Origin of the sequence: Lentzea sp. HUAS12, from assembly GCF_024125735.1 — a bacterium.
Classification (GTDB): domain Bacteria; phylum Actinomycetota; class Actinomycetes; order Mycobacteriales; family Pseudonocardiaceae; genus Lentzea; species Lentzea albida.
In genome coordinates this window covers 5,412,204-5,431,558 of the sequence record NZ_CP099738.1, presented here as the reverse complement: position 1 = coordinate 5,431,558, position 19,355 = coordinate 5,412,204, and the positions used below count along the sequence as shown (strand labels likewise).

The following is a 19,355-nucleotide window of genomic DNA, read 5'->3' as shown; positions in this document are numbered from 1 at the left end:
GACACCCACCTCCTTGGTCGCGGACCCTAGCTAAACCGGTTTATCTCCGGCTAGCCTCCGAACGTCTTGTTGTCTGGTTCTGGACAGGGTGCGCGTGTGAAGAGGCCAACGATCAAGGACATCGCCGCGGCCGCGGGGGTCTCCAAAGGCGCCGTGTCGTTGGCCCTGAACGGCCGTTCCGGCGTGTCGGAGTCGACCCGCGCGCGGGTGCTGGAGGTCGCGTCCTCGCTCGGGTACCGGCCCTCGGTCACCGCCCGTGCCCTGTCGTCCGCCTCCGCCGACGCGGTCGGGCTGGTGCTGGTGCGCCCGCCGCGTGCGCTGGGGGACGAGGCGTTCTTCTTCCAGCTGATCGCCGGGATGCAGTCCGAGATGTCCTGCGCGCTGTTGTTGCAGGTGGTCTCGTCCCGGGAGGAGGAGATCGCGCTCTACCAGCGGTGGTGGGCGGAGCACCGGGTCGACGGGGTGTTCCTGGTCGACCTGCTGGTGTCGGACCCCCGGGTCGAGTTGATGACCGCGCTCGGGCTGCCGGCCGTGGTGGTCGGTGGAGCCGGCCACCACGGTTCGCTGGCTTCGGTGTGGGCTGACGACTACGCGGCCATGACGTCCGTGGTGGAGCACCTGAAGTCGTTGGGGCACAAGCGGATCGCGCGGGTGGCCGGGTTGTCGTCGTTGCTGCACACGGTCCGGCGGGACGCGGCCTTCGCCTCGTCCGTTGTGGACGGTGTGGTGGTGGCCGGCGACTACACGGCCGAGTCGGGAGCTGCCGCCACTCGGGCGTTGTTGTCCTCGGATGCTCCGCCTACGGCGATCGTGTACGACAACGACGTGATGGCGGTCGCGGGAGCCGAGGTGGCCGCGGACCTGGGGGTCGCCGTGCCGCAGGAGCTGTCGATCGTCGCGTGGGACGACTCGGTGCTGTGCCAGCACGGACGGCTCACCGCGTTGTCGCGGGACACGTTCGCCTTCGGGGCCAGGGCCGCGCGGGCGCTGGTCGCGGTGATCGAGGGCGCTTCGCCCACCGACGTCGAGGACGTCCTGCCGGAACTGGTCGTGCGGGCCAGTTCCGGGGTCGCGCCGGGAGCCTGAGGAGTCGCACGCGGCACCCGCGTGCGACTCCGGGCGTCAGGTCAGCGACGCGACCTGGTCGCTCACCACCTGGGCCGCCGCCGACACCAGGGCCGTCACCGCCGGGTTCGTCGAGTTGTCCTGGCGCCACCCGAACTGCGTGTACACGCGGAAGGTCGGGGACCAGGGCAAGCGGACCAGCCTGCCGTCGGCCAGTTCGGCGGACACCGTCACCTCCGGCATGAGGGCGATGCCCAGGCCCGAGGCGACCGCTCGCTTGGCGGCGTCGACGGAGTCCAGTTCCAGGACCGGGGCCCTCGTGTCGTCGTAGCCGAGGGAGTGCTCGAAGAGCTCGTGGTACGAGGCGCCGTTCTCCGCGCGGATGAGGGTGCTGCTCGTGAGGTCGTCCTCGGTGAGCGACTGGCGTTGGGTGAGCATGTGGTTCGGGCCCGCCACCATGACGAGGGGTTCCGGGCACAGCACCGTCGTTTCCAGGCCGTCGCGCGGTTCGATGGCGCCGATGAAGAACGCGCAGTCGAGTTGGCCGTCGCGCACCGAGTTCAGGTTGTTCAGCGCGTTGCGCGAGTGGAGTGAGAGTTGGACCGACGGGTAGCGCCAGCACATGTATTCGATGAGTGGTAGCAGACGGTAGTCGGTCAGGCTCTGAGCGGAACCGATGACGAGTTTGCCGTGCGGCTCGCCGTTCATCGTGATGGCTTTTCGAGCCTTTTCGGTGAGGTTGATGATGTTTCGTGCGAACGGGAGTAACTCCACGCCCGCGGACGTCATCTGGATACCTCTGGGGAGACGTCGGAAAAGGACGACCCCGAGGGCCTCCTCCAGCGCCTTGATGCGGGTGGTGATGGTCGGCTGCGAGCAGTTGAGCGTGGCTGCGGCCTTGGTGAAGCTCCCTGTCTGAACCACGGTCGTGAACGCGAGAAGCTGGCGTGTCTCCATCAGGCGGATCCTCGGGGTAAAACGGTGCGACGTCTTTTTCTCGTTCGTTCCCGTGGTCCTGTTACGGATGGTGCGGGAGCAGTAACGCTACCTGTCCGCGGAGGCGGGATGATTGGTGCTTATGGAGTCATCTCCACGGGGCACGGAAAGGCTGTTTCCGCCGAACGAGTGAAATTGTGGGCAATGTTTTGACGCGCCGTAGTGGGGTGACTTCCTTCTGTGAAGCCTTTCGCGAGGCGAACAATGAACGGGCCGGCGGGAAGCGGTGCGGACCTGTCCGGAGATCGCTTGGACGTGTGCCGCGGCGCGGCGGTTCCGGGGCGCGTGCGACGGCCGGGCCGGCGGTCCGTTGCCGCTCGGAGCGGGGTGGCGGCGGTCACGGTGCGGGTCTCGCCTAGACTCGCTGGGAATCCGGGCGCCCGCAGTGGTGGTACCGGCTGTCTTGCACGTTCTTGTTCGTATCGAGGAGTCCACGTTGAAGAGCACCGTCGAGCACCTGAGCCCGACGAGGGTCCGGATCAACGTCGAGGTGCCGTTCGACGAGCTCAAGTCGAACTTCGACCAGGCGTACCGGAAGCTCGCGAAGCAGGTCCGCATCCCCGGCTTCCGCCCGGGCAAGGCCCCCGCCAAGGTCCTGGAGAACCGCATCGGCCGCGCCCCGGTGCTGGACGAGGTCATCCAGGAGGCCATCCCGGCCAAGTACCTGGAGGCGGTCAACGCGGGTGAGGTGCGCACGCTCGGCCGTCCGGACTTCGAGGTCACCAAGATCGAGGACGGCCAGACGCTCGAGTTCACCGCCGAGGTCGACGTCCGCCCCGAGATCACCGTGCCCGCCTTCGGCGAGCTCGCCGTGACCGTCGACGAGCAGGAGGTCACCGACGAGGACGTGACCACCCAGCTCGACGAGCTCCGCGCCCGCTTCGGCACGCTGACCGGCGTCTCCCGCCCGGTGCAGACCGGCGACTTCGTGATCGTCGACCTGTCCGCCACCGTCGACGGCGAAGAGGTCGAGGAGGCGCGCACCAGCGGCCTGTCCTACGAGGTCGGCTCCGGCCAGCTCGTCGAGGGCATCGACGAGGCTCTCGTCGGCGCCTCCGAGGGGGAGACCAAGACCTTCACCACGACGCTCGTCGCCGGTGAGCACGAGGGCCGTGAGGCCGAGGTCACCGTCGTGCTGAGCACCGTCAAGGAGCGCCAGCTCCCCGAGCTCGACGACGAGTTCGCGCAGCTCGCCAGCGAGTTCGACACGCTGGAGGAGCTCAAGGCCGACCTGCAGACCCGCCTGGGCCGCGTCAAGAAGATGCAGCAGGGCGTGCAGGCGCGCGACAAGGTCCTCGAGGCGCTGCTGGAGACCACCGAGGTCCCGCTGCCCGAGGGCATCGTCCAGGGCGAGATCGACGCGCGCAAGCACGACGCCGTGCACGCGTTCGACCACGACGACGCGAAGTTCGCCGCGTGGCTGACCGAGCAGGGTCAGACCGAGGAGGAGTTCGACGCCGAGCTGCGCACGGCGGCCGAGCAGGCCGTCAAGACCCAGCTGGTGCTCGACTCGATCGCCGACGCCGAGCAGGTCACGGTGTCCGACGGCGAGCTGACCGAGCGGATCATCTACCAGGCCCAGCGCTTCGGCATCTCGCCGGACGAGTACGTCAAGCGCGCGCAGCAGTCCGGCCAGCTCGGCGCGATCTTCGCCGACGTCCGCCGCGGCAAGGCGCTCGCGAGCGTCGTGCGCCAGGCCGAGGTGTCCGACACCGCGGGCGCCAAGCTGGACCTCGACGAGCTCTTCGGCGAGACCAAGTCCGATGAGGACGGCCAGGAGGCGTGAGTGGATCGTCTGAGACGGGTGAAGCCCATCTCAGACGGGCAGTTCACGCGCCCTACCGCGAGCGGGCGAGCTCCATGAAATACAGCTGATAGCGAACGCGGGCGGTGTCGGGCATCTGACGCCGCCCGCCTTCGTTAAGGTCGATCGCAGAGAGTTTTCGCTTCCAGATTCGTTCCACCTGGAGTTAGGCAGGCAGACGTGACGCAGCACTCCTTCCCGACCCCCGAGATGCGGTCGGCCACCGCCGGGATGAACCTCAACGACTCGGTGTACGAGCGGCTGCTCCGCGAGCGGATCATCGTCCTGGGATCGCAGGTCGAAGAGGGCATCGCCAACCAGATCACCGCTCAGTTGCTGCTCCTCGCCGCTGAGGACCCCGAGAAGGACATCACGCTCTACATCAACTCGCCGGGTGGCTCCGTCACGGCGGGCATGGCCATCTACGACACGATGCAGCTGATCCAGCCGGACGTGGCCACGTACGCGATGGGCCTCGCGGCCTCGATGGGGCAGTTCCTGCTCTCGGCGGGCGCGCCCGGCAAGCGCCACGCGCTCCCGCACGCGCGCATCCTCATGCACCAGCCGTCGGCCGGTGTCGGCGGTACGGCCGCGGACATCGCGATCCAGGCGGACATGCTGACGCGCACCAAGCGCGAGATGGCCGAGCTCATCGCCGAGCACACCGGGCAGTCGGTGGAGACCATCACCCGTGACTCCGACCGCGACCGCTGGTTCACGGCGCAGGAAGCGCTGGAGTACGGCTTCGTCGACAAGGTCGTCACCCGCGCGCAGCCGGTCGGCGACTCGAACCACTGACGTCAGCTAGGAGACCTCAAGTGAGCCAGTTCCACATGCCTCAGTCGCGGTACGTGCTGCCGTCGTTCGTCGAGCGCACCAGCTACGGCATGAAGGAGTCGAACCCGTACAACAAGCTGTTCGAGGAGCGCATCATCTTCCTCGGCGTGCAGGTTGACGACGCTTCGGCCAACGACGTCATGGCGCAGTTGCTGGTCCTCGAGTCCGAGGACCCGGACCGCGACATCCTGATGTACATCAACTCGCCGGGTGGCTCGTTCACCTCGCTGATGGCCATCTACGACACCATGCAGTTCGTGCGTCCGGACATCCAGACGTACTGCCTCGGCCAGGCCGCCTCGGCCGCCGCGGTGCTGCTGGCCGCCGGCACGCCCGGCAAGCGCCACGCGCTGCCGAACGCGCGAATCCTGATCCACCAGCCCTCCATGGAGGGTGCGTACGGTCAGGTGTCCGACCTGGAGATCCAGTCGAACGAGATCCAGCGCGTGCGCCGCCTGATGGAGACCACCCTCGCGCGGCACACCAACCGGACGGCGGAGGAGGTTCGCGAGAGCATCGAGCGCGACCGCATCCTCACGGCCGACGAGGCCAAGGAGTACGGCATCGTCGACTCGGTGCTGCCCTACCGGAAGCTTTCCGCCAAGTCCTGAGGTGCCGGCGGACGGGCGAGGCGTGCTCGTGAGGAGCGCTCGCCCACCCGCCGTCCGGGGAGGTCCCCGACCCTGGGTACGTCCCAGGGGCTGGGAAACCACTCCGCGGACATCGCTCGCCCACCCGACACGCCGATGTGACCGGTCATCTGGCCTGATCGGCGCGTCGGGGGCACGCGGGTCCTCCCCTGAAACGGGGTCGGCCAGGTACCGTCAGGAGAACGGGCTTCGCACCCACAGCCAGTGGGACTGCCACAGCAAGTCAGCAGGCGCACTACAGCAGGTGTGCGCCGGAGGGGACATAGGTCAGCGGTCATGGCGCGTATCGGTGACGGCGGCGACTTGCTGAAGTGCTCTTTCTGCGGAAAGAGCCAAAAGCAGGTGAAGAAACTCATCGCCGGCCCCGGCGTCTACATCTGCGATGAGTGCATCGATCTCTGCAACGAGATCATCGAGGAGGAGCTGGCCGAAGCCGGTGACGTGAAGCTCGACGAGCTGCCGAAGCCCGCCGAGATCCACGAGTTCCTCGACCAGTACGTCATCGGCCAGAGTGATGCCAAGCGCACCCTCTCCGTCGCCGTCTACAACCACTACAAGCGCATCCAGGCGGGCGACCGCGGGCGCGAGGGTCGTGACGACGGCGTCGAGCTGGCCAAGTCGAACATCCTGATGCTCGGCCCGACGGGGTGCGGCAAGACCTATCTCGCGCAGACGCTCGCGAAGATGCTGAACGTGCCGTTCGCCATCGCCGACGCGACGGCGCTGACGGAGGCCGGGTACGTCGGCGAGGACGTCGAGAACATCCTCCTGAAGCTCATCCAGGCCGCCGACTACGACGTCAAGCGCGCCGAGACGGGCATCATCTACATCGACGAGGTCGACAAGATCGCTCGGAAGAGTGAAAACCCGTCGATCACGCGCGACGTGTCCGGTGAGGGCGTGCAGCAGGCGCTGCTCAAGATCCTGGAAGGCACCACCGCCTCGGTGCCCCCGCAGGGCGGCCGCAAGCACCCGCACCAGGAGTTCATCCAGATCGACACGACGAACGTGCTGTTCATCGTGGCCGGTGCCTTCGCAGGCCTGGAGAAGATCATCCAGGACCGGGTCGGCAAGAGGGGCCTGGGCTTCGGCGCCGAGGTCCGCTCCAAGGCCGAGACGGACGCGGCGGACTACTTCGCCGACTCGATGCCGGAAGACCTGATCAAGTTCGGCCTGATCCCCGAGTTCATCGGGCGTCTGCCGATGGTCGCCTCCGTCACGAACCTCGACAAGCCGTCGCTGGTCTCGATCCTCACCGAGCCGAAGAACGCCCTGGTCAAGCAGTACCAGAAGCTCTTCGAGATGGACGGCGTAGAACTCGAGTTCACCAAGACCGCACTCGAAGCGGTCGCCGACCAGGCGATCCTGCGCGGCACCGGTGCCCGAGGCCTGCGCGCGATCATGGAGGAGGTCCTGCTCCCGGTGATGTACGACATCCCGAGCCGCACGGACGTCGCCAAGGTCGTCATCACCGAGCAGACGGTGAAGGAGAACGTGAACCCGACCATCGTGGCCCGGCAGCCCTCGCGCCGAGAGCGCCGCGAGAAGTCGGCCTAGGTTCGAGCCACAACGCGAAGGGCGCCCGGGAAACCGGGCGCCCTTCGCGTTGCGGCGTTGTAGGGCGCGCGGCTTGGGGCGTGGTGGGGCGAGCCGGAGATGGGGCGGCGGGGCGGTGATGGCGCCGGGCACCCGAGCCGGCGTTGATGCGGCGGGGACGTGGCGGGTGCGCCGCGCTTCTCGGCGTCGATGAGGGTGAGGTGGCGGCCCAATCCGGCCGCCTGGGGCCATGGGACGCAACCACGACTTCCTTTCGCCCGCCGCTCAACTGGCTCCTGCCTGCCGCGTCCCGCGTCCCGCGCCCGCCTGCCGCTTCCCACCCGCGCGCCCGCCGTCCGCGCGTCTGCCTACCGCCTGCCGCCCGCTGGCCACCGAGCGCCTGCCCGCCTGCCCGCCTGCCTGCCGGCTTCCCACCCGCGCGCCTGCCACCCGCGCGCCTGCCGCCCGCGCGCCTGCCTGCCGCCCACCCGCTGGCCTGCCGCTGTCGCTTGGCAGGCTGGGCGCCAGCCGCGTGCCGCCCAGCCGCGTGCCGCCCAGCCGCGTGCCGCGCGGTTGTTTCCCGCTCTCCGGCAGGCCGCTCTCCGGTTGGCCGCCGCTCGCCCTGCCCGCCGCCCGCCCTGCCGCTTCCTGCCCGCCCGCCTCCCCGCGCTCCCTCCCCAGCGGCGGCTTCGCGCCCCCAGCCCCCAGGCACAACCCCCAAGCCCCAGCGCTCACGTGCCAGCGTCGCCGACCAGCACGCCGCTAGGGTGGGAGCCATGTCGCTGCCCCATGTGCTCCTGCTCCACGGCTACACCGGCTCCGGCCCCGGCCACTGGCAGCGCTGGCTCGCCCAGACCGTCTCCGAGCACGGCGGCCTCGCCGACCTGCCGCACTTCAGCAGCCCCGAGGCACCCGACCGCGACACGTGGCTGCGTGAGCTCGACACGCACCTGGAGGCGATGCCGACCGACCGCGAACGCGTGGTCGTCGCCCACTCGCTCGGGTGCCACCTGTGGCTGCACCACGCGGCTCGCGAGGGCATCGCCCACGTCGACCGCGTGCTGCTCGTGGCGCCGCCTCGGCTGGACCACCCGGAGCCGGCGATCAAGTCGTTCCTGCCGTCGCCGCTCGACCCGGCGAACCTGCGCCGGGCCGCCACGGAGACGCGGCTGGTCGCGGGGGAGGGGGACCCGCACTGCTCGATGCAGGACGCGAAGCAGCTCGCGGAGGCCTTGCGGATCGAGGTCGACGTGGTGCCGGGGGCCGGGCACATCAACATCGACTCGGGCTACGGGGAGTGGCCCGCGGTGCTCAAGTGGGTGCGGTCGAGGACGGTGCCGCTCTCGCCGCGCTAGCGGTGTGGCTCAGGACGTTGGCGGATACGCCGCCAAACGTTCCGAGCCACTGGACGAATCCTGGGGGGATGCATGATCGAACTGGACGCGCTCGTCGCCGAACATGGTGTCGTGGGCGCTCAGGTCGCCGTGCTGCACAACGGTGAGATCACCGATGTGGCGGCAGGCGTGCTGAACAACGTCACGGGGGAGAAGGTGACGACCGGCTCGATCTTCCAGATCGGGTCGATCACCAAGGTCTGGACGGCGACGCTCGTCCAGGAGCTGGTGAACGAGGGCCTGCTCGACCTCGACCGGCCGGTGCGGGACGTGCTGCCCGGGTTCCGGCTGGCCGACGAGGAGGCCGCGCGGGTCGTCACGCCCCGGCACCTGCTCACGCACACCGGTGGGTTCGAGGGGGATCTCTTCCACGACACCGGCAGCGGTGACGACATGCTCGAGAAGTACGTCGAGCGCCTGGCGGACGCGCGGCAGGTGGTCGCGCCGGGCGAGTTGTACTCGTACTGCAACAGCGGCTTCACGCTGCTCGGGCGGGTCGTGGAAGTGCTGCGCGGCAAGCCTTTCCGCGTCGTCCTGCGGGAACGCCTGATCGAGCGGCTCGGACTGCGCACCGCCGCCGTGAGCCACGCCGAGTACGCCTCGCGGGAATGCGCCACCGGGCACCTGGGCAAGGAGCGCACTCCCGCCGGGAAGCTCATGACCGAGGCCGACGCGCCGGCGGGCAGTGTGCTCGCGATGAGCGCGCGGGACCTCCTGGTGTTCGTCGGGATGCACCTCGGCACCGGTGAGTTCGACGCGCTGCGCGTCACGCAGGTCGTGCCGCCCGACTTCGGCCTCGGCGGGAAGCAAGGGCTCGGGTGGGCGCTGCACGAGTACGCGGGTGGTGTCACCGGCATGGGGCACACGGGGTCGACGCTGGGCTTCAACGCCTACCTGCGGGTGGTTCCCGAGGCCGGGCTCGCGGTCGCGGTCCTCACCAACGGCGGTGAGGAGCTGCCGCTGGTGCGCGCGGTCTACGAGCAGGTGTTCGGCGAACTGGCGGGTGTCAGGCTGCCCGAGTTCCCCACGCCGCCGCCCCTGCCGGTGCCGGTCGACGTCGAGCGGGTCGTCGGCGTGTACCGGTCGGCGGGCGTGGAGGTGCACGTCTCCGAGGGTGCGGGCGGGAGGGTGAACGTCCGGTACGTGGCGCTCGACCCCCTCTGGGAGGCCTTCTTCGAGGACGGCGAACGCGAGTACACCGGGCTGCGGGGCGACGCGCTGATCGCCGTCGAGAAGGACGAGGGCCACCACCCGGTCATCGTCCTGTGCGGACGCGACGAGGACGACAGGGTGAAGTACCTGCACTGGGGCCGCGCGGCCCAGCGCGTCTAGACGGCGCGCTTCGCGTACTTGGCGAGGAACTGCACGACGTCGGGCGTCACCTTCCGGTACAGCCCGTCGTCGTGGCCGCCGGGCTTGACCGCGCTCACCTGGGGGCGCACGTCGCGGATGAACCGGCGGGTGCCCTCGATGAACTTGTCCTTGTCGCCGATCCACACGCCCAGCGCGGTCGGGCCGGTCGCCCTGAGGTGGCGCAGCGGGTCGAGCGACGCCCACTCGGCCTCGCTCTTGAACGCGCGGCGCTTCGCCATCTCCGGCCACGTCGTGATGAGGCCGGGGGAGATGGCCGCGGCGGCTGCGACCGGGTCGCCCCGTTCGGCACGGCGGCGTGCGTAGAGCAGCGAACCGAAGCCGCCCATCGACACGCCCGTCACCGCGAACGGTTCGCCGTAGCCGCGTTCCTTGAGCCAGCGCGGGACCTCGTCGAGCAGCATGGCCATCGGGTCGTCACCGGGGACGTTCTCGTGCCAGTAGTTGTCGCCGCCGTCGACCGCGACGAACCCGAACGCGGGTACCGAGCCCTTCGCGACGGCCGAGGTCAGGACCTGGGGGAGGTCGCCGACGGCGGCGTGCCGGGCGTCGCCGCGCAGGCCGTGCAGCAGGATCGACATCGGCAGGCCGCGCGTGCTCGCGCCGGCCGGGAGGTAGAAGGCGAGGGTGATCTCGCGGTGGCGGGCGGCCGAGTAGACGCGCTCGAACCGGATCACGGGCTTCGCGACCGGGGTGGCGCGCACCTTGTCCGCCGTCGCGATCTGCTGCTCGACGGGACCGGACGACGACGACACGTACGTCGCGACGCCGGTGGCTGTCGCGATGACCACGCCCATCGCCGCGAGGAGGGTGCGGCGGCTGTACCTCGGTTCCCCCATGCTCACCTCATCGCGTGGGCACCGTTCCTCGTTTCCTGCTCAGAGGACGGAACGCACGCGTAAGGCAGTTCGTTCCTCACTCGAATAGCCCAGCCAGGTCAGCACGGCGTCAGTGTGCTCGCCGAGAGCCGGAACCGCACCCGGCGACCACTCGAAACCGGCCACGGGCGGCGGCAGCATCCGGGCCGTTCCACCGGGAACGCGCACGTCAACCCACGTGTCGAGCTGCGGGTGGGTGGACAGGTCGGTGATCGGCCTGGTCAGGGCTGCCGGCACGTCCGCACCGTCCAGAGTGGTCAGCAACTCGGCCGCGGTGAGGCCCGAAAACGCCTGTTCGAGCAGTTCCTGGAGCTCCGCGCGGTGCTCCACGCGGGACGCCACTGTGGCGAACCTCTCCTCCGGGGCGAGCCCGATCAGGCCGCACAGCCGCTGCCACTGCCCGTCGTTCTGCACGGCCAGGTGCACGGCGCCGTCCGCGCAGGCCACCGGCCCGTACGGCGCGATGCTCGGGTGGTGGGCGCCCGACCGCGGGGCCGAGGCGCCCGTCCCGGCGGCGTAGAGCATCGGCTGGTGCATCCACTCGGCCATCGCTTCGAAGAGTGACAACCGCAGTCGTGCGCCTTCACCCGTCCGGCCGCGCTGGAGCAACGCCGCGAGCACGGCCGCCTGGAGCTGGACGCCCGCCGCGATGTCCGCGACCGAGATGCCCGCACGGGCCACCACGTCGCCCTCACCGGTCAGCGACACCAGCCCCGCCTCGGACTGCACCAGCGCGTCGAACGCCTTGCGGTCGGCGTACGGGCCGTCCCAGCCGTAGCCGGACATCTCGCCGACGACCAGCGACGGCGGCAGGTCCAGCGCCAGCCGCGACCACACCCGCGGCGACAGGTTGCACAGCAGCACGTCGGCACGCGCGACCAGCCGCTCCAGCACCTCGCGGCCGTCGGGGTGGGTGATGTCGAGCGTCACCGACTCCTTGCCCGCGTTCGTCCACGCGAAGTACGAGGACACCTCGCCGCACGCCGAGTCGTAGTGGCGGGCGAAGTCGCCGGTACCAGGCCGTTCGACCTTGACGACCCGCGCGCCCAGATCGGCCAGCAGCCGCGTCGCGTACGGCACGGCGACGGCCTGCTCCAGGCTCACCACCACGACGCCGTCAAGCGGTCTCAACCACGCGCTCCCCACCGGTGTAGACGTTCATCGAGTCACCGCGCAGGAAGCCGACGAGCGTCATGCCCTGCTCCTCGGCCAGCTCGACGGCGAGCGACGACGGCGCCGACACCGCCGCGAGGACCGGGATGCCGGACATCGCGGCCTTCTGCACCAGCTCGAACGACGCCCGACCGGACACCATCAGCACCGCGCCGCGCAACGGCACCAGGTCCTGCAGCACCGCCCAGCCCAGGACCTTGTCGACGGCGTTGTGCCGGCCCACGTCCTCGCGCACGACGAGCAGTTCCCCGTCGACGAACAGCCCGGCCGCGTGCAGCCCACCGGTGCTCTCGAAGACCTTCTGCCGCTCCCGCAACGCGTCCGGGAACCCCGTGAGCATCTCGGGCGTGACCTTCACCTCGTCGAACGCGGGGGAGTAGCGGGTCTTGAGCTTCACCGCGTCCAGCGCGCCCTTGCCGCACACCCCGCACGACGACGTGGTGTAGAAGTTCCGCTCCACCCCCGTGTCCGGTGGCGGCACGCCCTCGGCCAGTGCGATGTCCAGCACGTTGTAGGTGTTCATGCCGTCGGGCCCGGTGCCCTCGCAGAACCGGGCGATCGAGATGTCCTGCGACGACCCGATCACGCCCTCGCTGAGCAGGAAGCCGTGCGCGAGCTCCACGTCCTGACCGGGCGTGCGCATCGTGACGGCCAACGCCTTGCCGTTGACCCTCAGCTCCAGCGGCTCCTCGGCGGCGAGCGCGTCCACCCTGCGGCGACGACCGCTCGGCGACACCCGTTCGACCGCTCGGCGCACCGTCACTCGGCCCATGTGCACATCTCCTTCGGACCGCTATGTTCCCCACCGACCAGGCTACGTGGGAGGGATTCCGGGGCATGGACGACGTCGTGATCGTGGGAGGCGGCCACAACGGTTTGGTGGCGGCCGCGTACCTCGCGCGGGCGGGGAAGTCGGTCAGGGTGCTGGAGAAGCTGCCGCACGTCGGCGGGGCCGCGGTGAGCGCGTCACCCTGGGAGGGCGTCGACGCCCGGCTCTCGCGCTTCTCGTACCTCGTGTCGCTGCTGCCCGACCGGATCGTGTCGGACCTCGGACTGCGGCTGGCGCTGAAGTCGCGCGCCGCGTCCTCGTACACCCCCAACGGCAAGACGGGGCTGCTCGTCGAACGCTCGCCGGGTGCGGCGACGGTGGAGTCGTTCGAGGCCGTCTGCGGGTCGCTCGACGACTGGGAGCGGTGGCAGCGCTGGTACGCCGACCTGGAGCTGATGGCCCAGGCCCTGGCGCCGACCCTGCTGGAACCGCTGGTGTCCCGCGACCACCTGCGCGTGCACGTCGACGCGGTGGCGCGCGGGCGGGTGTGGGAGCAGGTCTTCGAACGGCCGATCGGCGCGACGCTGCAGGAGCTGTTCGACAACAACCTGGTGCGCGGCGTCGTCGCGACGGACGCGTTGATCGGCACGCACGCCTCGCTGCACTCGTTGAGCGCCAACAAGTGCTTCCTCTACCACGTGATCGGCAACGGCACGGGCGAGTGGAAGGTCCCGGTCGGCGGCATGGGCGGGGTCACCGCCGAGCTGGAACGGGTCGCGCGCGAGGCCGGCGCGCAGATCGTCACGGGCGCCGAGGTGACGTCCGTCGAGTCGGACGGCAAGACCGCGGCGGTGACCTACGGGGACACCACGGTCGAGTCCCGGTTCGTGCTCTCGAACGTGGCACCATCGGTGCTGGGACGCTTGCGGGGCAAGGAGGTCGAGGACGCGCCCGGCTGCCAGCTGAAGATCAACATGTTGCTGCGCAGGCTGCCCGAGCTGAAGTCCGGCGTCGACCCGCGGCTGGCGTTCGCCGGCACGTTCCACCTCGACGAGTCCTACGACCAGCTGGAGACCGCGTACCTGGAGAGCGCGGCCGGCCAGGTGCCGTCGGTGCTGCCGGGCGAGATGTACTGCCACTCGCTGACGGACCCGTCGATCCTCGGGCCGTCGCTGCGGGGCCACGAGACGCTGACGTTGTTCGGCCTGCACCTGCCCGCGTCGCTCTTCCAGGGCCGCAACGAGGAACTGCGCGACGAGCTCGTGCGGCGCTACCTCGACCAGCTCGACGCGCACCTCGTGGAGCCGATCCGGGACTGCCTCACCACCGACGCCGACGGCAAACCCTGCATCGAGGCCCGCACCCCGCTCGACCTGGAGTCCGAGCTGGGACTGCCGGGCGGCAACATCTTCCACGGCGAGCTCGACTGGCCGTTCGCCGAGACCGGGGACCAGGTCGGCAGGTGGGGCGTCGAGACCGATGTGGACAACGTCCTCGTCTGCGGCGCGGGATCCCGGCGCGGCGGCGGGGTCAGCGGCATCGGTGGCCACAACGCGGCGAAAGCGGTCCTCGAACGAATTTGAGACATGTTCGATGACACCCAACGTCATCTCTGGTTACAGTTGCGCGTGTGGGGGACTTCTACGGGATCGCGGAGATCGCCGACGCCATGGGGCTCAGTCGGCAGCTGGTGGCTGTGTGGAGAAAACGGCGCTCCCACGGCATTCCCGAGCCGGACGCCGAACTCGCGTCCGGCCCGATCTGGCGGCGTGAGACGGTCGAGCCGTGGATCGAACGCACGCGCGGCCGCCTGGGCCTCGCCGGCACGCGCGAGTCCGCGAGCAGGAGCCTGAGGCTGCGCACGTGCCGTCGCGTGCTGAGGCTGGCGGCGCTGATGCTGGAGGAACCCCAGCGGCCGCGGGTGCTCAACGAGGCCGCGGACCAGTTGCGCGACCTGATCCACGAGGTCGACCAGTCGGCGGACGACGTCGTCGGCGCGCTGCTGCGCGAGCTCATCGAGCCCGTCCGGGATCCTGATGTGCCGGCCGAACTGCTCCGGGTGCCGGTGATCGAGTCGCTTCCGCTCGTGACCGCCGTGGCGCGGAACTCACCAGACTGGTGACGAGGGCGCCGAGCGCGGCCAGTGCCATGTCCGCGTGGGCGTCCCACATGTCGCCCTGCTGGCCGTTGTAGGCCTCGGCGACCTCGGGTGCGAGCGTCATCGCGATCGCCCACTCCAGCAGTTCGTACGCGGCGCTCGTCGCGAGCACGACCTCCAGCGACCGCAACCACTTCCACCGCAGCACCGCGGCGAGGCACACGCCGTAGCTGAAGTGCACGAGCCGGTCGAAGTGGTTGCGCTCCCAGGAGAACGCCTCCGACAGCCGCACGCCGAACAGCGCGTCCGTCCAGTCGTCGTACGGGACGAACGAGTAGATCCACCGCGCCGCGACCGTGTGCAGCGCGAGGAACAGCAGCGCCCACGCCCACTGCGCCGTGTCGAGGCGCTTCCTGAACAGCCACAACGCGAGCAGTGCCACTGCCGTCAGCGAGCTGTGCAACGCCTGCTCGGCCGGCCAGATCGGCCTCATCCACGTCACCGCCACCAGTGCGCCGAACGCGCCCAGCAGCCACCACTTCCCCCGAGTCATGGACGGGTTTATATCAGGGTTTATATATCAAGGTTTCTTGCTAAAGGTTCCTTGATGTGAGACCTTGGTGGCATGACCGACAGTCCCATCACCGACCCCAAGGCGCTGCGGGCGCTCTCGCACCCGTTCCGGTGGAAGCTGCTGCAGGTGCTCACCGAGCAGGGGCCGCACACCGCCACGCAGTGCTCGGAGAAGCTCGGTGAAAGCGTCGCGAGCTGCTCGTACCACCTGAACATGCTGGCCAAGTACGGGTTCGTCGAGGAGGTCGAGGGCGCGGGCCGGCAGAAGCCGTGGCGGATCGTGCGCGGACGCCAGTCCATCTCGTCGGAGGGGCTCGAGGGGGAGGCCGCGCTGGCCGCCGAAGCCGCCGCGATGGCCTACCTGGACCAGGAGTTCGAGCGCACCCGTGAACGCCTGCGGCGGCACGAGCACCTCCCGGAGGACTGGCGCAGGACGGTCGGCACCCAGGGCACCGTCAAGTTCCTGACGGCGGAGGAGGCCGTCGAGTACCACGCCGAGGTGCAGGCGCTCCTGGAGAAGTACGACGACCGCCGTCTCGACGAGTCGCTGCGGCCCGAGGGCGCGCGGGCGGTCAGGTACTTCCTGGCCGTGACGGTCGCACCCGAATAACAACCCACCTGAGGAGAACTCGCATGATCTCGCACCACGACGCGTTTGCTATCGCGAAGTACCGTCAGCAGGACTTCGAGGCCGACGCGGCCGCGCGCCGGCTCGTCAAGAAGACCGAGGAGACGAAGGCCGAACCCGAACGGCGCCGCTTACGGCTCTCCGTCCGGGTCCGGCACGCCTGAGTCAGGCCACGGGCTCCAGTCGCACGATGACCGACTTGGAGGTGGGCGTCCCGGAGATGTCCGCCTTGGAGTCCAGCGGCACCAACGGGTTCGCCTCGGGGAAGTACGTCGCCACGCAGCCGCGGGCGGTCGAGTAGGCGACGATCCGGAACGAGTCGGCGCGGCGCTCGACGACGCCCGTCGGGTCGTCCTTCCACTCTGAGACGATGTTGACCATCTGGCCGTCGGAGAACCCGAGCGCCGCCACGTCCTCCGGGTTCACGAACACCACGCGGCGGCCGTCCTTCACGCCGCGGTAGCGGTCGTCCAGGCCGTAGATCGTGGTGTTGTACTGGTCGTGGCTGCGCAGGGTCTGCATCAGCAGGCGGCCCTCCGGCACGTCGATGACCGTCATCTCGTTGGCCGTGAAGTTGGCCTTGCCGGTCGTCGTCGCGAACTCCTGCGAGTCGCGCGGCGGGTGCGGCAGCACGAAACCGTCGGGCTGGCGCACGCGCGTGTTGTAGTCGGCGCAGCCCGGCACGACCCGCGAGATGTGCTCGCGGATGACGTCGTAGTCCTTCTCGAACTCCTCCCACGCCACGGGGTGCGCGGCGCCGAGGGTCCTGCGCGCCAGGCGGCAGACGATCGAGACCTCGGACAGCAGCTGCTCCGACGCGGGCGCCAGCCGGCCGCGGGACCGGTGCACGACCGACATCGAGTCCTCGACCGTGACGAACTGCTCGCCCGAGTGCTGCACGTCGCTCTCGGTGCGGCCCAGGGCGGGCAGGATCAGCGCCGTCCTCCCGTGGACCACGTGCGAGCGGTTGAGCTTCGTCGACACGTGGACCGTGAGCGAGCACTGCTCCAGCGCCTTCTCGGTCACCGGGGTGTCCGGGGTGGCGCTGACGAAGTTGCCGCCCATGGCGATGAAGACCTTGCCGCGGCCGTGGCGCATCGCGTTGATGGCGTCGACGGTGTCGTAGCCGTGCTTGCGCGGCACCGAGATGCCGAACTCGATCTCCAGCGCCTTCAGGAAGAACTCCGGCATCTTCTCGTAGATGCCCATCGTGCGGTCGCCCTGCACGTTCGAGTGGCCGCGCACGGGGCACAGGCCCGCGCCGGGCTTGCCGATCATGCCGCGCAGGAACATGACGTTCGTGATCTCGCGGATCGTCGGCACGCTGTGCTTGTGCTGCGTGAGACCCATGGCCCAGCAGGCGATGGTGGCCTTCGAGTCGACGAACATGCCCGCCACGCGGGTGATCTGCTCGCGGGTCAGGCCGGTCGCGGTGAGCACGCGGTCCCAGTCGAGCTCGCGCAGGCTCTCGGCGTAGGCCTCGAAGCCGTGCGTCTTCGCCTCGATGAACGTCTTGTCGAGCTGGTCCCACTGCAGCAGCAGGTGCCCGATCGCCTGGAACAGCGCCTGGTCGCCGCCGACCTTGATCTGCACGAACTCGTCGGACAGCGCGGTGCCCCTGCCGACGACGCCCGCGACGTTCTGCGGGTTCTTGAACCGCATCAGGCCCGCCTCCGGCAGCGGGTTGATCGCGATGATCTTCGCGCCGTTCTTCTTGGCGTCCTCGAGCGCGCTGAGCATGCGCGGGTGGTTCGTGCCGGGGTTCTGGCCGATGACCACGATGAGGTCGGCGAGGTCGAAGTCCTTGATCGACACCGAGCCCTTGCCGATGCCGATCGTCTCGTTCAGCGCCGAGCCGGACGACTCGTGGCACATGTTCGAGCAGTCCGGCAGGTTGTTCGTGCCGAACGAGCGTACCAGCAGCTGGTAGAGGAACGCGGCCTCGTTGCTGGTGCGGCCCGAGGTGTAGAAGATCGCCTCGTCCGGGGTCGGCAACGCGTTCAGCTCGTCGGCGATCAGCGTGAACGCCTCGTCCCAGGCGATCGGTGTGTAATGCGTCGCACCCGGCCGCAGCACCATCGGTTCGGTGATCCGGCCCTGCTGCCCGAGCCAGTAGTCGGTCTTCGTCCGCAGGCTCTCGATGGAGTGCTCGGCGAAGAACGCGGGCCCGATGCGGCGCTTGGTGGCCTCCTCCGCGACGGCCTTGGCGCCGTTCTCGCAGAACTCCGCCATCTTGCGGTGCCCCTGCGGCTCCGGCCACGCGCAACCGGGGCAGTCGAAACCTTCGCGCTGGTTGAGCAGTCGCAACGTCTTCACCGTGCGCCCGACACCCATCTGCTCGACCGCGCGGTCGAGCGACACGAGCACGCCGGGGATCCCCGCGGCCCATGTCTTCGGGGTGCTGACTTCGATCGCGGACTCGTCGACGTCGTGCTGCGGGGGCTTGCTGCTCATGCGTCCCATTCAACGCTTATGGACGTCGGCGCCGCCAGCGCCCCCGAAGAACGCGGCGGCGTCGCCCGTCACGGGCCCCAAGGGGTTGAGCGGTCCGTGACGCTCAATTGTGATCGCCGTCACTCTCGCCCGGCACCTCTGAAAGAGTGATCAATCGCAGCCGCTGGTCGGCATCGGCGCGTTCGGGTCGAACCACTCCTCGGGCTTGCGGTCGTCCTCCGGGCTCTGCGTCGTCGTCGGCCGGAACCGCTTCTCGCTGAACATGGGCGCGAGGAAGCCTTCCTTCGCGGCCTGGCACCCCATCGAGTAGACGAAGCCGTCGACCTTGGGCAGCCAGATCCGGCCGTCCACGAGCTGGTAGTCGACGTCTGCCCGTTGCAGCGCGACGATCTCGTACTGGTCGAGCAACGACTTCTGGTCGCCGGGGTCGAAGGCGTAGGCGAACCGGTAGCTCGTGTGCACGACCGGGCGGCCGTGCTCGTCGCGGCCCGGCCACATGCGGCCGTCGACCTTGATCCCGTTCGGCAGCAGCGTGCTGCCCTTCTTGAGCCTGGTCAGCGAAATGGAGCCGGAGCTGGTCGCCAGCATGTCCCTCGTCTCGGGCGACATCATGCCCAGCAACGGCTCCAGGTCGTGGTCGGCGATCACCTTCGGGTCGAGGTGCCCGGCGACCAGCGCCTTGCGCGCGGCCTCGTACCCGGCCGCGTACTCCGGGTTCTGGTCGGGCGCGACGATGCCCTTCTCGCCGTCGGCCCACTGCTCGGCGGGCGTGCCGGCGAACGGGACCTCGGTGTTGACGCCCCGGTACGGCGCGACCTCGGTCGGCAGCGTGACGTCCGGCAGCGAGACGTCGCGGAACTCGCCCGCGCGGTGCATGCCGTAGAGCACCCCGCCGATGACGACGAGGGCGATCAGCGACACGACCTTGCCGCTGTGCCTGCGCAGGCGCGCCCGTCTGCGCATCTTGCGGACGTCCCGCTTCGCGCGTCTGTTCGCGGCGCGGATCCAGGCCGCGTCCTTCAGATCAGGATGATCTTCGATGTCGTGGTGCACGTGTTCCCCCAGATGATCGGCGCACATCATCGGGCACCCCGGTGGGGACGTGGTCCGCCCTGCGGGAATCGTCGCC

Annotated in this window: 18 protein-coding genes; 11 read left to right on the top strand and 7 right to left on the bottom strand. The window is 69.5% G+C overall.

Annotated elements, in window-relative coordinates; translation table 11 throughout:
- The first annotated feature begins 96 nt into the window (after window positions 1-96).
- Entirely contained in the window at window positions 97-1,086 is a 990-nt protein-coding gene (locus ND450_RS24350; protein WP_253321001.1) for a LacI family DNA-binding transcriptional regulator, read from the top strand.
- Window positions 1,087-1,122: 36 nt separating this feature from the next.
- Here ND450_RS24350 and ND450_RS24345 read toward each other — a convergent pair whose 3' ends face one another.
- Window positions 1,123-2,022 carry a LysR family transcriptional regulator gene (locus ND450_RS24345; RefSeq protein WP_089922218.1) on the bottom strand — a complete coding sequence of 300 codons (900 nt, stop codon included), beginning with the start codon at window positions 2,020-2,022 and terminating at the stop codon, window positions 1,123-1,125.
- Between the two features lie 475 nt (window positions 2,023-2,497).
- Here ND450_RS24345 and tig point away from each other — a divergent pair, with 475 nt between their 5' ends.
- The 6 genes from tig (at window position 2,498) to ND450_RS24315 (ending at window position 9,614) form a co-directional block, all read left to right on the top strand.
- Entirely contained in the window at window positions 2,498-3,847 is a 1,350-nt protein-coding gene (gene tig, locus ND450_RS24340) for a trigger factor (RefSeq protein WP_253321000.1), read from the top strand.
- A 228-nt stretch (window positions 3,848-4,075) separates the two neighbouring features.
- Window positions 4,076-4,663, top strand: coding sequence for an ATP-dependent Clp protease proteolytic subunit (locus ND450_RS24335; protein WP_253327984.1), 588 nt, complete (start codon window positions 4,076-4,078; stop codon window positions 4,661-4,663).
- A gap of 35 nt (window positions 4,664-4,698) precedes the next feature.
- On the top strand, window positions 4,699-5,313 hold the full coding sequence (locus tag ND450_RS24330) for an ATP-dependent Clp protease proteolytic subunit (protein WP_253327983.1): 615 nt from the start codon (window positions 4,699-4,701) through the stop codon (window positions 5,311-5,313).
- A gap of 315 nt (window positions 5,314-5,628) precedes the next feature.
- Entirely contained in the window at window positions 5,629-6,909 is a 1,281-nt protein-coding gene (clpX, locus tag ND450_RS24325; RefSeq protein ID WP_089922221.1) for an ATP-dependent Clp protease ATP-binding subunit ClpX, read from the top strand.
- A 755-nt stretch (window positions 6,910-7,664) separates the two neighbouring features.
- A complete protein-coding gene (locus ND450_RS24320; RefSeq protein WP_253320999.1) occupies window positions 7,665-8,243 on the top strand; it encodes an alpha/beta hydrolase in 579 nt (192 codons plus the stop codon).
- A gap of 72 nt (window positions 8,244-8,315) precedes the next feature.
- Complete coding sequence (locus tag ND450_RS24315) at window positions 8,316-9,614, top strand: serine hydrolase (protein ID WP_253320998.1); 1,299 nt, start codon at window positions 8,316-8,318, stop codon at window positions 9,612-9,614.
- Here ND450_RS24315 and ND450_RS24310 read toward each other — a convergent pair.
- The 3 genes from ND450_RS24310 to fdhD are packed head-to-tail and all read right to left on the bottom strand — an operon-like array spanning window position 9,611 to window position 12,476.
- Window positions 9,611-10,492 carry an alpha/beta hydrolase family protein gene (locus tag ND450_RS24310; protein WP_253320997.1) on the bottom strand — a complete coding sequence of 294 codons (882 nt, stop codon included), beginning with the start codon at window positions 10,490-10,492 and terminating at the stop codon, window positions 9,611-9,613. The two genes, ND450_RS24315 and ND450_RS24310, sit on opposite strands and share 4 nt — an antisense overlap.
- 39 nt (window positions 10,493-10,531) lie before the next feature.
- The gene (locus tag ND450_RS24305; protein ID WP_253320996.1) at window positions 10,532-11,662 is read right to left on the bottom strand and encodes a CaiB/BaiF CoA-transferase family protein; all 1,131 of its coding nucleotides are present in this window, start codon (window positions 11,660-11,662) and stop codon (window positions 10,532-10,534) included.
- The gene (gene fdhD / locus ND450_RS24300) at window positions 11,649-12,476 is read right to left on the bottom strand and encodes a formate dehydrogenase accessory sulfurtransferase FdhD (protein WP_253320995.1); all 828 of its coding nucleotides are present in this window, start codon (window positions 12,474-12,476) and stop codon (window positions 11,649-11,651) included. The genes ND450_RS24305 and fdhD overlap by 14 nt, the downstream gene beginning before the upstream one ends.
- A 65-nt stretch (window positions 12,477-12,541) precedes the next feature.
- Here fdhD and ND450_RS24295 point away from each other — a divergent pair, with 65 nt between their 5' ends.
- Window positions 12,542-14,056, top strand: coding sequence for an NAD(P)/FAD-dependent oxidoreductase (locus ND450_RS24295; protein ID WP_253320994.1), 1,515 nt, complete (start codon window positions 12,542-12,544; stop codon window positions 14,054-14,056).
- A gap of 47 nt (window positions 14,057-14,103) precedes the next feature.
- Entirely contained in the window at window positions 14,104-14,595 is a 492-nt protein-coding gene (locus ND450_RS24290) for a hypothetical protein (RefSeq protein ID WP_089922227.1), read from the top strand.
- On the opposite strand, the gene ND450_RS24285 is transcribed toward ND450_RS24290, so the two are convergent.
- Complete coding sequence (locus ND450_RS24285; protein ID WP_253320993.1) at window positions 14,486-15,124, bottom strand: DUF2238 domain-containing protein; 639 nt, start codon at window positions 15,122-15,124, stop codon at window positions 14,486-14,488. The two genes, ND450_RS24290 and ND450_RS24285, sit on opposite strands and share 110 nt — an antisense overlap.
- Window positions 15,125-15,196: 72 nt before the next feature.
- On the opposite strand from ND450_RS24285, the gene ND450_RS24280 reads away from it, so the two are divergent.
- Together ND450_RS24280 and ND450_RS24275 are read left to right on the top strand one after the other, a co-directional pair.
- Window positions 15,197-15,754: a helix-turn-helix transcriptional regulator gene (locus ND450_RS24280; protein WP_253320992.1), complete on the top strand. Its 558-nt coding sequence runs from the start codon at window positions 15,197-15,199 to the stop codon at window positions 15,752-15,754.
- A gap of 23 nt (window positions 15,755-15,777) precedes the next feature.
- On the top strand, window positions 15,778-15,936 hold the full coding sequence (locus ND450_RS24275; RefSeq protein ID WP_253320991.1) for a hypothetical protein: 159 nt from the start codon (window positions 15,778-15,780) through the stop codon (window positions 15,934-15,936).
- A 1-nt stretch (window position 15,937) separates the two neighbouring features.
- Here ND450_RS24275 and ND450_RS24270 read toward each other — a convergent pair whose 3' ends face one another.
- A complete protein-coding gene (locus tag ND450_RS24270; RefSeq protein WP_253320990.1) occupies window positions 15,938-18,226 on the bottom strand; it encodes an FdhF/YdeP family oxidoreductase in 2,289 nt (762 codons plus the stop codon).
- Window positions 18,227-18,376: 150 nt separating this feature from the next.
- Window positions 18,377-19,306 carry a hypothetical protein gene (locus ND450_RS24265; protein ID WP_253320989.1) on the bottom strand — a complete coding sequence of 310 codons (930 nt, stop codon included), beginning with the start codon at window positions 19,304-19,306 and terminating at the stop codon, window positions 18,377-18,379.
- Between the last annotated feature and the right edge of the window lie 49 nt (window positions 19,307-19,355).